Below are 13211 nucleotides of genomic sequence, written 5' to 3' on the forward strand. Positions count from 1 at the left end.
TGCATTCGGCGCAGCGGCTAGGTCGGATTCACATTCACCCAGACCGGAGATTCCGATGTACCGCACCTTGCCTCTCGCCGCCCTGCTCATGAGCACGCTGCCCGCCCATGCCGCCCCTACGGAATGGACACTCGACCTCGGCCACGCCCATATCGGTTGGGAAATCAATCACATGGGCCTCAGCCGCACCGTGGGCCGCTTCAACAGCTACGATGGCACTTTCCTCATCGACGAAGAAAACCCCGCGAACTCTCAAGTCACCTTCACCATCGACGCAGCCAGCATCGACAGCAATCACGCCGACCGCGATGCGCACCTGCGCCATGCCGACTATCTGGACGCTGACACCCACGGCCAGATCACCTTCACCTCGACCGACATCCTGATGCTGACGCCCACCTCCGGCAAGCTGACGGGCGATCTGACCATGCGCGGGCAAAGTGCCCCGGTAACACTCGACTTCACCATGGTCCACGACCGCACCTATCCCGACTTCGTCCCGAACTATGACGAGGTGCGCGTCGTCGGGTTCGAAGCCACGGGCGAGATCCTGCGGCTCGATCACGGCATGGATTTCATCGCTTTCATCGACAGCCCCACGGGCCTCAGCGTCGATGTCGACCTCCACTTCGACCTGGTGCAATGCGCAGGCACGCCTGACACAAACATCCCCTGCACCTGGGGGCGCTGAGACATGGAGCATGTGAAAGGCAAGACCGTCGTTATAACCGGGGCCAGCAAGGGGATCGGGGCGGCCACCGCCCGGCACCTCGCCCACCACGGCGCGCATGTGGTGCTGGCGGCCCGGTCCGCCGCCGCTCTGGCCGCCCTCGCAGAAGAGACCAGAGGCACGGCCATTCCCTGCGACGTCAGCGACTACGACGCGGTGGAACGCATGATGGCGGCGGCGGGTGACATCGATGTGCTGATCAACAACGCGGGCCTGATCGATCCCATCGCACGGCTCACCGACAGCGATCCGGAGGCATGGGGCCGCGTAGTCGATGTCAATCTCAAGGGGGTCTATCACGGCCTCCGCGCCGCCCTGCCCGGCATGATCGCCCGCGGCTCGGGCACGGTGATCAACATCTCTTCGGGCGCGGCCACCAGCGCGCTCGAAGGGTGGAGCCACTATTGCGCAACCAAGGCCGCCGTCCTCTCCCTCACCCGCGTCGCGGACAAGGAAGCGCGCAGCGCAGGCGTGCGCGTCATGGGCCTGTCCCCCGGCACGGTGGCGACCGACATGCAGCGCGACATCGCCGCCTCCGGCATCAACCCGGTCAGCCAACTGCCGTGGGAGGCGCACATTCCCGCAGACTGGGTGGGACAGGCCATCGCGGTTCTGATGGGTCCCGAAGGCGACACTTGGCGCGGTCAGGACTTCTCGCTCAAAACTGAAGAAGGCCGCCAGATCGCAGGCCTGCCCCCGCTCTGACACCGCGAGAAAGCCCTTCAGCCCGGGCTCCGTCCATTCTCACCTCAACAAGCGTGCCGCAAAGCGGCGCGCGATGTCCGGCAGCGCACTGCACAGCGATGCGCGAGAGGGACACCGCCCGTTCAGCGGGCAAATGCCCCACTGGGGCCTTTGCTGATCCGCTTCACCGTTTGCCGCCACGCGGACCGGTTCGAATTCCCTGTTTCAAAAAAATCCCGGGGGAGTCGCCAAAGGCGACGGGGGCTGGCCCCCAAAACCATGTCGTCGCGCAGCGTCCTTCGGATCACCGCACGTTGCGTTAAGCAGCACCCAACCGCCCGATGGGGGTGCACAGGGGGTGTACGCATGGTGCACGGGGGGTGACACCCTGTTTTTGGCGTCAATCTCCATGAAAACAAGGTTAACGAGGCCCCCGACTCACCCCAACGTCACACAAACGGCAGATAGAAATCGCGCACCTCGTCCACCGACTTGTCCTTGAGCCGCTTCCCCTCGTCCTGCTTCAAAAAGATCACCGCGTCGCAGATCTCCTCCCCCACAGCCATACGCAAGGGTCTGTCGGCATCCAGCGCCGCCAACGCCTTGTCCAGCGCAGAAGGGACATGCCGGGTGGCCCGCACATTCTCCAGCCCATCAAGATCTTCAGCATCATCAAGCACATAGCCCTGCTCAACGCCCAAGAGCGCCGCCCGCAACACCGCCGCCACAGCCAGGTACGGGTTCGTTGCGCAATCCGCCATCCGATGCTCCAGCCGCGCGGACCGGGGCGACGTCACGCAGGACCGGGTCGTCACCAGCCGGTGGTCATCCGCCCAGTTCGCCCAATACCCCGCCATCGACGCTGGTCCCAACCGATCATAGCTGTTGACCGTCATCGCCAGCAGTCCCGCCAGCCCCTCATGGTGATGGATCAGCCCAGCCATGCACCCCTTGGCCACCTCCGACAGATGCCCATCGGGCGCAATCACATTGGCCCCCTGCGCATCGGCAAAGCTGAAATTGATATGCAGCCCGGACCCGCCCCGATCCGGGATCGGCTTCGGCAGAAAGGTCAGAAGCAACCCCATCGCGGCGGCCACTTCTCGCGCCATGGTCTTGAAAAGAAACGCATTGTCGCAAGCGGCCAAAGCCCCCTCGAACTTCAGGGTCAGTTCGAATTGGCCGTTGTCATACTCGCCATTCATCGACTCTATGGGCAAGCCCACGGCGTCAGCGGTGGACCAAAGCGCCTCCATCAAACCGGCAGGATCGTTCTGCGGCCCGGTGCCATAGACAAAAGCACCCGGCGTGTCATAGGGCACCCAGACGCCATCCGCATCCCGCTGGAAAACATAGGCCTCCATCTCCAGCCCGACCATGGGCGTCAGACCTTTCGCCGCCCACGCAGCCACTGCGTCCTGCAGGCGCGCGCGGGCGCAGAGGCCAAAAGGCGCGCCATCCACATGCAACGTACCCAACGCTATCTCGCTGTTTCTCTGCCAGTCGGGACGGCGATCCCCGTCCAGCACCAGTTCCATATCGGGAATGCCGTCAAACACGCCGGCCCCCGGTACCGGGATCAAATCGCGATCAAAGGTCGTGCCAAATACCCCGCGGGCAAAGCCGATCCGGCCTCCGGCGGCCACGTCCGGTGGCACGAACTTTCCGCGGGGCAGATTGAGCAGATCGCAAAACAGGGTGCGTGTTCGGGTCGTCATGGGCGTCACTTCAGTATGGGGCGGACGGTCAGGGATTTGACGCCGCAGATAAAATTTGACCGGGTCCAGGTAGGCGCATCCAGCGCCTGCAACCCGTTGATGTGGCCTGCCAATTCCTGCAGCACGCATTTCAGTTCCAGTTTGGCCAGCCACATGCCCAGGCACACATGCGGCCCTCCCTGGCCAAAGGCGAGGTGCCGGTTCGGGCTGCGGTCCAGCCGGGCGGTATGGGGGGCCTCGAACATGGCCTCATCCCGGCTGCCCGACACGAACCACATCAGCACCTTGTCGCCCGCGCGAATGGTCCGACCGTGCATGTCCACATCCCGCGTCGCGGTCCGACGGAAGTGCAAAGTGGGCGAGGCAAGGCGGATGAACTCATCGGCGCACGTCTCCCACACCTGCCCGGCCTGAAGGGTCTCAAGCAGACCCTTCTGTTGCGTCAGCAGGTGCAGCGCCATGGCGATGGAATAGCGCGTCGTGTCATTGCCCGCCGCCACCAGCAGGCAAAAGAAATTCTTGAAATCCTGCCCCCGGATCGCCCCATCGTCGGCGCGCAGAACGCGGGACAGAATACCTGCATCATCCACGTCGCGCGCGCCGTTAAGGATGTCTTCAGCATAATCATACAATTCTACGCCCGCAGGCGAGCGGAACGGCATCATGCGGTAGGCGTCGGTATCAACCTTGTCGATCACGGTGTCTGTGAAATCAGGATCCGTATTGCCGATCAGCGCATCGCCCCGCTCGACCAGCCAGTCGAGGTCTGCGTCAGGCACGCCGAGGATGCGGCCGAGCATGAGCATCGGCAAGCGCTTGGCGATCAGATCAACGGCGTCGAATTCGACGTGCTCCAGCGCTTCGGCCACGATGTCGCAAGCAAGTTCCCGGATCAGCGGCTCGAACTGCGCAACGACGGGTTTGGCAAAGGCCGGGTTCACCGCCCGGCGCGTGATTGTGTGTTCCGGCGGGTCCGTCTCCTGAAACGTCCGGCGGGCGAGGTATTCCTCGCGGCTCTGATCCTCGATCCGGATACCCTGCGCACTGGAAAAGGTCATTGCATCCCGCTGTGCTGCCATGATGTCTGAATAGCGCGTCAGCGACCAAAATCCCTTCTGTCCACCAAACGCCTCCGTCCAATGCAGCGGATGATCCGCGCGCATCTGCGCGAACGTCTCATGCGGCACCCCGTCCACGAAACTGTCGTGATCGGCCAGGTTCTTCATGGCGTGCCCCCAAAGAACCGCGTCGCCCAATCCGCAAAAAGCTGGCCGTCATTGTGGCGCGCTAGGGTCGTTTCGGCTTCGGCCGCCTCGACAGCGCTCAGATGCGGCTTGGTGTAGTCCAGAACGCAGCGCATGAAGGCGTCGGAAAACTCCGGATGCGCCTGCGTGGTAAAGATATGATCACCCTTGGCAAAACCCGCGACAGCGCATTTGGCAGAAGCGGCATAAGCCGTGCAACCGGCAGGCAATTGCGTCACCGCGTCATGGTGAAACTGGTAAAGATTCAAAGACTTGGCAGCAGGTTGCATCCATGGCTGCGTGCCCGTGATGTCGATCTGGTCAATGCCAATATTCCAATCCTGCCGCGCGACCTTGCCCCCCAACGCGACCGCAATCGCCTGGTGCCCGAAACACACACCCAGAAGCGGTTTGCGCGCCGCATCGCAAGCACGGATGAAGTCATAAAGCGGCGGCAGGAAGTCCAGATCGTCCAGCACACTCAGCGGCGAGCCGGTGATCAGGTACGCATCCTGCTCGTCCAGATCCGCAGGCACCTCGCCCCCGATGGTCATGTAGACCCGATATGAAAACCGTTGCTCCTGCGCGTCAAACAGATCTCGGAAGCGGTGGGCATCGTCCGGAAAGGCGTCGCCCACCTCGACCGACCGGTCGTGGTTGACTTGCAGGATGCCGAGCTTGAGACGGGACATGGCGTGGCTTTCTATCTTGGGGGCGACCACAGCCGCCCCCGGTTGGCTCAGCGTCCGAGGATTTCGTTGATCTCGGCCGACTTGGCACGGTCGGCCTCAATCCGCGCCTCCGCTTCCGCCTGACCTTGCCAGTAGACGGCGGCCCCTGTCTCGGCCATCAACTGCTGCGCTTCGTCCGAGGCCATGGTTTCGGCGGCAACGGCCGCGATGGTGTCGATCACCTCCTGCGGGGTGCCCTTGGTCACGAAAAGACCATTCCAAAGCTCCACGTCGTTCACGCCGGATTGTGCTGCGATGGTCTCCACCCCATCCAACTTGGCGATAGGCTGCGCGCCGATGTTGCCCAGCACGTTGATGTCATCGAGGCAGGGCTCGATCAGTGCCAGCGTGGTGTTGATGACATCCGCATCACCAGAGGACAGCGTGTTGCAGTCGAGCAGGTCAAAGGCGCTGTCATCCGCGAATTCGAACCCCATCTTGGCCGCCGCCGCCATGGAGACCGCCGTGGGGGTCAGGCCAGCACCGAAATGGCCGAGCACCACATCGTTTTCCTTCGCATAATCAGCGAGTTCCGCCATGTTCGAGTAAGGCGCATCACCCGACGCCGCCAACACGAACGGGTAGGTCAGAAAGATGCCCACGGGCACAAAGCTGTCCTCTTCGATCCCGATGTCGATCTGTGGCCCAACGATAGGCACACCGATGACGAAGGACCCGATGACCGACCCGTCATTGGGCGCATTCAGCACCTCCAACGCGCCGGGAAACGGCCCGTCGCCGCCGCCGGGACGGTTCACGACCGACGCGGGCTGGCCCGTGGCTTCGGCCATGTCGGCAGCAATCATCCGCGTCAGGATGTCCTCGAAGTCCCCGGGGGGCCAAGGCACGATGAATTGCACCGGTCCGGTGGGGTAGTCTGCCAGCGCGGGGCCGGTCAGGGCGGCCAGCGCAAAGGCTGCCGAGGTCAAAAGCTTTTTCATGGTCACTCTCCCTGAGTTTTGTTTTCGCTTTTGTGGTTAGTGTTCAAACCTCCGGGTACGGAGGCTTTGGGTGATCGTGACAGCAATCACGATAAGGATGACAACGAAAAGCGTGCCAGACACGGGCCGGTTCACCAGGTCAAAGACCGTCTTGATCTGCCCCGCTCCCGCCGTCAGCTTCTCGATCATGATAGAGCCCAGAACGAGGCCCAGAACGATGGGCACCAGTGGCCAGTCGAGACGGCGCAGGATGAAGCCGAGATAGCCGAACCCTGCGGCAAACATGCAGTCCGCGAACGAGTTGCGGATTGAAAAAACGCCGACAAAGGCCAGGATCAGGATGAACGCTCCGAGCAGCCGGTTTGGGACGTAGATGATCTTGGCGATCCACTTGGTCGAGAAGAGCAGCGTAAGGATCACCAGTACGTTGATGATCAAAAGCGCGATGAAGAGCGAGAAAAGGAAATCGGGGTTGTTCTCGAAGATGTCCGGCCCCGGTTTGATCCCCGCATCAAAGAACACGACCATCATCATGGCCGTCAGCGCCTCCCCCGGCACACCCAGCGCCAAGAGCGGCACCATGGCGGCGGCTGGCACGGCGTTATTGCTCGCCTCGGACGCGATCAGCCCGTCAGGTGCTCCGCGCCCGAAGCGCCCCGGCTCCTTCGACATGGCCCGCGCGGTGGAATAGCTGAAGAACTGCGCGACGAACTCGCCCACGCCGGGGATGATACCCATGATGGTGCCGTATCCCGCACTGATAGTAGCAACGGCTGGATGCTTTTTCAGCTCTCCGAAGCCATGCAACAGACCGCCTTTCAGCCGTGCCTCGGGCGGGTCGGCGTCCTTGCCTGCGAGCAGGAACAGCGCTTGCGAAATGGCGAATATGCCCACGATCACAACGATCAGGTTGAACCCGGGATACAGGTATTCGATCCCGAACGTATAGCGGTCGATCTGTTTCAGCGACTGCCGCCCCACCAGCGCGATCAGGAAGCCAAGGCCGAATAGCAGCGCGGCAATCCCCATCGTCTTGCGATGAGCAGCGATCAGCAGAACCGCGCCCAGTGCCGCAGCCATGAAGATGTCACGCTGTCCAAAGAGCGCGCCCAGATCACGCAGATATGGACCAAACAGCATCAGCGCCCCAAGCCCCAACAGGATCGAAAAGCATCCGCCAAAGAACGACGCCGAATATGCCAGCGACAAGCCCCGCGCGGCCTCGCCCCGCCGCGTCATTGCGTAGCCGTCATAGGTCGTCAGCGCGTTCACCGGTGTACCCGGCGTGTTGATCAGGATGGCCGGGATCGCGCCGCCGTACATGGATGATCCGTAGACACCCAGGAGGAGCACCAGCGACACCAGATCATCCAGAAACACGGTCGCGGGCAGCAAGATCGCTATCGCTATCGCGGGCCCGATCCCCGGCACGGCCCCGATGGCCAGACCACCCACCGACCCGATCAGGATCGCGACCAGCACAGGCCAACTGGCAAGGTTGTCGAGACCAGCCCAGAACGCCTCCATCAGAACCACACCTGCATGAAGGTCTCCATGCCCTGCGGAAGCTGATCGTAAAGCCAAATGTTCACCGGCGTCTTGATCTGCAGGCCGGTGCGGAACACCAGCACGATGGTGAAGCTGACGGCCAGACAGATGCCCATCCAGCGCACGCCGCGGTAGCCGAGCCGCCACGGCAAAAGTGTGCCCAACAATACTGTGGAGACAAGGTATCCAAGCACCGGCACCAGCAGCGTGTAGGCCACGAACCAAGCCACATATTCCAGCGCGCGAAGCCACTGTCCCAACTCATAAGTGACGGCCGTCGACTGCTTGAACCGCTTGCGCCACGCATGTGCCCGCCACGCCCCGCGCAGGTTCCATAACGCTGCGGGCACCAGTACGCACAGGCAGATCAGCGGCGCGACCCAGCCCTGTTTCAGGATACGCCCCAGCCGGGCCGTTCGCCCCTCGGGCGCGGTGACGCCAAACTGGTCCATCCAGTAGCGGGCCATGTTGTGCGGCAGCTTTCGGTCCTCCCACCCCGTTTGGGTGAAGAAGAAGAGCAGGAAAAACAGCGCCAGCCCCGCCATGAACAGGGAAAAGATCAGATCCCCCCGCCCCCGGCGAAAGTCAGTGATGTCGGTCACGTTGATCTTCTTGTCGGGCGGGCACGCACTGGCAAACCCCGGCCCGGTGGCGCTTGACCGGAGGGGCCGCACCGCCGTGGCACTCTTCAGTGCGGGGGATACGGCCCGGCTCTTCAAGCCGCCTCGGCCATGGCCTTCAGGCCGGTTTCGGTGGCGGACAGGATTTTCAGCACATGGCCTGCGTCAATGATCAAGGGCGGAGAGAATATGGCGTTGTTGCCAGACACCCGGATCATCACCCCGTCGTCATAGGCCGCCTTCTGGAACACCAGCGGGAGCGCCTTGCCCACCGGGGTTTTCTTGCCGCGGTCGCTCACAAGTTCGATGGCGCACATCAGCCCTTCGCCGCGCACGTCGCCTATGTGATCATAGCGCTCGGCCAGCACTTCAAGCCCGGCTTTCAACTCTGCCCCACGGTCCCGCGCATTCTCCCATGGGCGGAGGCGCATCGTCTCTTCCACCGCAGCCACAGCCGCCGCTGCCCCGACCGGATGGCCGGAATAGGTATAACCGGAATCGACCGACGCAACGCCGCTGTCGTCATCTTCGAACACTGCGGCCACGTGATCCGCGATCATCACCGCGCCAAAGGGGAAGTACCCGTTGGTAATGGCCTTGGCCGTGCACATCAGATCGGGCTGTACGCCCCAATGCCGCGATCCCGTCTCGGACCCAGTACGTCCAAAGGCCGTGATGACTTCGTCCGCAATGAGCAACACGCCGTGCTTGTCACAGATGTCGCGCACCATCGGCATGAAGCTCGGGTGCGGGGGTATCACACCGCCTGCCCCCTGCACCGGCTCCATGATAAAGGCCGCGACGGTGTTCGCCCCCTGAAACGCGAGTTCACGCTCGAGCATACTTGCGCTCAGCCGGGCCAGTTCCGCAGGATCATCTGTACCAAACGGGTTGCGATACAGGTAAGGCCCGGGGATATGGTAACAGCCTGACATCAGCGGCTCATAGGAATTGCGGAACTTCGCGTTCCCGTTCACCGAAGCGCCGCCGAAATGGGTGCCATGATACCCCTTGTCGAGGCTGATGAACTTGGTCCGTGCGCCCTCGCCACGGATGCGGTGGTACTGGCGCGCCAGCTTCAACGCGATTTCGATACTGTCAGAGCCACCCGAGGTGAAAAAGCTGCGCGTCATCCCGTCAGGGCCAAAGAAATCGGCGAGCAGATAGGCCAGCTCGATCGCCTTGTCGTTCGACGTGCCGCGAAAGGTCGAGTAGTAGGGCAAAGCATCCAACTGCCCAGCAATCGCGTCCTTCACAGGTTGGCAGGAATAACCAAGATTCACGTTCCAAAGCCCGCCCACAGCATCAATGCTGCGGTGCCCATCCACGTCGGTGATGTAAACGCCTTCGCCCCCTGTCAGGATCGTCGGGGGGTTCGCCATGCTGTCGGCCGGATGCGCCATGGGGTGCCAGAACTGGCGGGCATTGTGTTCCTTGAGAAAGTTGCTGTCCTTCACGACGCGGCCCTTTCCTGTGCCGGGGTCCAAAGTTGGACAATATGCTGGGGCACCGAGCCGCCCATGGCTTGACTGATCTCTTCCCCGCGTTGCATCAGAAGACGCGCCAGATGCGCCTCGGTCGCTTTACCGCCGCGACCGGTGGGATAGGCGATGGAACAGGTGGCAAAGGCGCGGCCCGCCGCATCGAAGACGGGGATGGCTACCGAAGACACACCCAACCGCAGTCCATCCCGGTTGCGTGCATAACCGCGGGTCGCGATCTGCTTCAACTCTGCCTCAATCTCGATGCGCTGCGGCGCGGGCGCACCGGGCAACCGCGTGCGTGGGTCGGCCAGCGCCAGATCCAGCACGCCGCCCGGCGAAAAGGCAAGGTATGCCTTGCCTGATGCAGTGGCGAACAGAGGCGGCAGCCCGTAAGCATCAAAGCTGACGCGCACGGGGTGCTCATGTTCCTCGGCGTGATGCACATGAACAAGATCAAATCCCTGCAAGCGGCTGACATGCACCAACTCGCCCGCCTCCCGGCTCAGGTTTCCGATGACAGTGCGAAGCATCTCGACCTCGGGCACCGTACGCACCCGCATCCCCGCCAGCCGGGTCAGCGCGGGTCCCAGACGGTAGGCCCGGGTGCTTGCGTCCTGCTCCAGAAACCCGGCCTGTTCGAGCGCGACAAGGTGGCGATGCACCGTCGCCTTGTCTCGGCCCGACAAGCGCTGCACGTCCGTCAGGCCAAGCGCGGGCTGCGCATCACTGAACAGGTCCAACAGGCCCAAGGCTTTCGCAATGGTCGACATGGGTTGAAGCTTGACGCACCCGGAAACGCCTTGCAATATATTTTTGCCTCCCCTGGTTCATTATGTGAACCATTGTCTAGAAAGTGATCATGGCCGACCTCGACGACAACATCGCGAAACTCGCGCCGCATCTGGCCGCCATCGGCGAAGCCGACATTCTGAACCACATCAACGGTCAGGCCGTGCCTGCAGCATCCGATGCATGGTTCGACACGACATCACCTGTCGATGACAGCCACATCGCACGTGTGGCCCGTAGCGATGCACGCGATGTCGCCGCGGCGGCCAAAGCGGCCAAGGCCGCTTTCCCAGCGTGGCGCGACATGCCAGCGGCAGAGCGCAAGCGCATCCTGCACGCCATTGCCGACGGGATCGAAGCGCGGGCAGAGGAAATCGCGCTCTGCGAATGCTGGGACACGGGCCAGGCCCTGCGTTTCATGTCCAAGGCGGCATTGCGGGGTGCTGCCAACTTCCGCTTCTTCGCCGACCGCGCGCCCTCGGCACGCGACGGTCAGGCCCTGCCCTCGCCCACATTGATGAACATCACGACCCGCGTGCCCATAGGCCCCGTGGGGGTGATCACCCCGTGGAACACGCCCTTCATGCTGTCCACATGGAAGATCGCCCCGGCCCTCGCCGCCGGCTGCACCGTGGTACACAAACCCGCCGAACTCAGCCCCTGGACGGCCCGCATCCTGATCGACATCGCGGAAGAGGCGGGCCTGCCCCACGGCGTATGGAACATCGTCAACGGCATGGGCGAAGAGGCGGGCAAGGCGTTGACTGAACACCCGGACATCAAGGCCATCGCCTTTGTCGGGGAGTCGAAAACCGGATCTGCCATCATGGCGCAAGGCGCCCCGACGTTGAAACGGGTCCACTTCGAACTGGGTGGCAAAAACCCGGTCGTGGTCTTCGACGACGCAGACCTCGATGCCGCCCTCGATGCGGCAATCTTCATGATCTACTCGCTCAACGGCGAGCGCTGCACGTCATCTTCGCGCCTGCTGATCCAGGACACGATCGCTGATGAGTTCGAGACGAAACTGGCGGCTCGCGCCAAAGCGATCAAAGTCGGTCACCCGCTGGACCCGGCCACCGAAGTCGGCCCGTTGATCAGCGAAGGGCACCGGCGAAAGGTCATGGCCAGCTTTGATACTGCCGCAACCGAAGGTGCCACCATCGCAGCAGGCGGCACACGTGTGGGCGACACAGGCCAGTTCGTCGCGCCCACCTTGTTCACGAACGCGACCAACAACATGAAAATCGCGCAAGAAGAGATTTTCGGACCCGTCCTCACCTCCATAAGGTTCAGGACAGAAGAGCAAGCACTCCAGATCGCCAACGACACCGCGTATGGCCTCACCGGCTATGTCTGGACCGCGGATGTGACCCGCGCCATGCGCTTCACGGACGGGCTCGAGGCGGGTATGATCTGGGTCAACTCCGCCAATGTAAGGCACCTCCCCACACCTTTCGGCGGCATGAAAGCCAGCGGCATCGGCCGTGATGGCGGCGACTGGTCCTTCGAGTTCTACATGGAACAAAAGCACATCGGCATCGCAACGGATGATCCGAAAATCCCCCGGCTCGGCACGTGATCCTGCGTGTCCTAGTAAGACGCGGGCGGGACTCCGATGAATCGCACTTGGTCGGAGAAACTGCGGCAATGCCCATCGTCAACAAGGCGAGCCACGTGCAGCAAAGCCGCTCTGTCTAGGAAAAGCCATGCCGATCCCCCCACCTGAACTCTACCCGCCCTTCAACATCGTCCGCCTCAGCCATGTGGAATACAGGGTGACTGACCTTGCCGCCTCGCGCGCCTTCTACGTTGACACGCTGGGGCTACAGATCACCCACGAAGATGACGAAACCATCTACCTCCGCGCGATGGAGGAACGGGGCCACCACTGCATCACCCTGACGCGTGCCGATGGCGCCAATGTCGCGCGGCTCGGCTTCAAGCTCTACGACGACCCGGACCTCGAAAAGGCCGCAAAGTGGTTCGCGGATCAAGGGCGCCCCGTCACCTGGGTCGAGCGCCCGTTCATGGGTCGCGTCATGCAAACCACCGACCCATGGGGCGTGCCGATCGAATTTCACGTTCGGATGGACCGCCTGCCCACAATCGCGCAGAAGTACGCTCTCTACAGGGGTGTCAAACCCCTGCGCATCGACCACTTCAACCTGTTCTCATCGGACGTGGACGGGGCCGTGGCCTTCTATACCCGGATGGGCTTCCGCACGACCGAATACACCGAGGACGCAGAGACCGGCAAAACCTGGGCCGCCTGGATGCACCGCAAGGGTGGTGTGCATGATGTCGCCTTCACCAACGGCACCGGCCCGCGCCTGCACCACACGGCCTTCTGGGTGCCCACGCCGCTGAACATCATCGACCTGCTCGACCTGATGAGCACCACGGGCTACCGCGAGAACATCGAACGAGGGCCGGGGCGGCACGGCATCTCGAACGCCTTCTTCCTCTACATCCGCGACCCAGACGGCCACCGGATCGAGATCTACTGTTCCGACTACCAGACCGTCGATCCCGACCACGAACCCATCAAATGGGACCTGAAAGATCCCCAGCGTCAAACGCTCTGGGGCGCACCCGCACCGCGCAGCTGGTTCGAAGAGGGCAGCCTGTTCGACGGTGTTGCCACGACCGAGCCCCTTCTCAAAGCACAGCCCATCGTGGCACCCTGACGCTGGCGGAGGACACCTCCGCCTTACCCGTA

12 protein-coding genes are annotated in these 13211 nt (G+C 62.7%); 4 read left to right on the top strand and 8 right to left on the bottom strand.

All coding sequences use genetic code 11. The annotated features are described in order from the left end of the window. The first annotated feature begins 55 nt into the window (after positions 1–55). Positions 56–691, top strand: coding sequence for a YceI family protein (locus KUV51_RS19935; RefSeq protein WP_222523212.1), 636 nt, complete (start codon positions 56–58; stop codon positions 689–691). Between the two features lie 3 nt (positions 692–694). Beyond that, a complete protein-coding gene (locus tag KUV51_RS19940; RefSeq protein ID WP_222523213.1) occupies positions 695–1435 on the top strand; it encodes an SDR family oxidoreductase in 741 nt (246 codons plus the stop codon). 428 nt (positions 1436–1863) lie between these two features. Here KUV51_RS19940 and KUV51_RS19945 read toward each other — a convergent pair whose 3' ends face one another. The 8 genes from KUV51_RS19945 to KUV51_RS19980 form a co-directional block, all read right to left on the bottom strand. Then, entirely contained in the window at positions 1864–3132 is a 1269-nt protein-coding gene (locus KUV51_RS19945) for a glutamine synthetase family protein (protein ID WP_222523214.1), read from the bottom strand. A gap of 5 nt (positions 3133–3137) precedes the next feature. Beyond that, complete coding sequence (locus tag KUV51_RS19950) at positions 3138–4358, bottom strand: cytochrome P450 (protein ID WP_222523215.1); 1221 nt, start codon at positions 4356–4358, stop codon at positions 3138–3140. Beyond that, positions 4355–5068, bottom strand: a complete 714-nt coding sequence (locus tag KUV51_RS19955; RefSeq protein ID WP_222523216.1) for a type 1 glutamine amidotransferase — start codon at positions 5066–5068, stop codon at positions 4355–4357. The genes KUV51_RS19950 and KUV51_RS19955 overlap by 4 nt, the downstream gene beginning before the upstream one ends. 47 nt (positions 5069–5115) lie before the next feature. Then, positions 5116–6048, bottom strand: a complete 933-nt coding sequence (locus KUV51_RS19960) for a tripartite tricarboxylate transporter substrate-binding protein (protein ID WP_222523217.1) — start codon at positions 6046–6048, stop codon at positions 5116–5118. A 36-nt stretch (positions 6049–6084) separates the two neighbouring features. Continuing rightward, on the bottom strand, positions 6085–7575 hold the full coding sequence (locus tag KUV51_RS19965) for a tripartite tricarboxylate transporter permease (RefSeq protein ID WP_222523218.1): 1491 nt from the start codon (positions 7573–7575) through the stop codon (positions 6085–6087). Next, positions 7575–8198: a tripartite tricarboxylate transporter TctB family protein gene (locus tag KUV51_RS19970; RefSeq protein WP_315898854.1), complete on the bottom strand. Its 624-nt coding sequence runs from the start codon at positions 8196–8198 to the stop codon at positions 7575–7577. Before KUV51_RS19970 ends, KUV51_RS19965 begins: the two co-directional genes overlap by 1 nt. Before the next feature lie 113 nt (positions 8199–8311). Continuing rightward, positions 8312–9673 carry an aminotransferase class III-fold pyridoxal phosphate-dependent enzyme gene (locus KUV51_RS19975; RefSeq protein WP_222523219.1) on the bottom strand — a complete coding sequence of 454 codons (1362 nt, stop codon included), beginning with the start codon at positions 9671–9673 and terminating at the stop codon, positions 8312–8314. Then, positions 9670–10470: an IclR family transcriptional regulator gene (locus KUV51_RS19980; protein ID WP_222523220.1), complete on the bottom strand. Its 801-nt coding sequence runs from the start codon at positions 10468–10470 to the stop codon at positions 9670–9672. Before KUV51_RS19980 ends, KUV51_RS19975 begins: the two co-directional genes overlap by 4 nt. Positions 10471–10559: 89 nt before the next feature. Here KUV51_RS19980 and hpaE point away from each other — a divergent pair, with 89 nt between their 5' ends. Further along, a complete protein-coding gene (hpaE, locus tag KUV51_RS19985) occupies positions 10560–12071 on the top strand; it encodes a 5-carboxymethyl-2-hydroxymuconate semialdehyde dehydrogenase (RefSeq protein WP_222523221.1) in 1512 nt (503 codons plus the stop codon). A gap of 127 nt (positions 12072–12198) precedes the next feature. After that, the gene (gene hpaD, locus KUV51_RS19990) at positions 12199–13179 is read left to right on the top strand and encodes a 3,4-dihydroxyphenylacetate 2,3-dioxygenase (protein ID WP_222523222.1); all 981 of its coding nucleotides are present in this window, start codon (positions 12199–12201) and stop codon (positions 13177–13179) included. Positions 13180–13211 lie beyond the last annotated feature (32 nt).

Origin of the sequence: Tateyamaria omphalii (genome assembly GCF_019802125.1) — a bacterium.
Classification (GTDB): Bacteria; Pseudomonadota; Alphaproteobacteria; order Rhodobacterales; family Rhodobacteraceae; genus Tateyamaria; species Tateyamaria omphalii_B.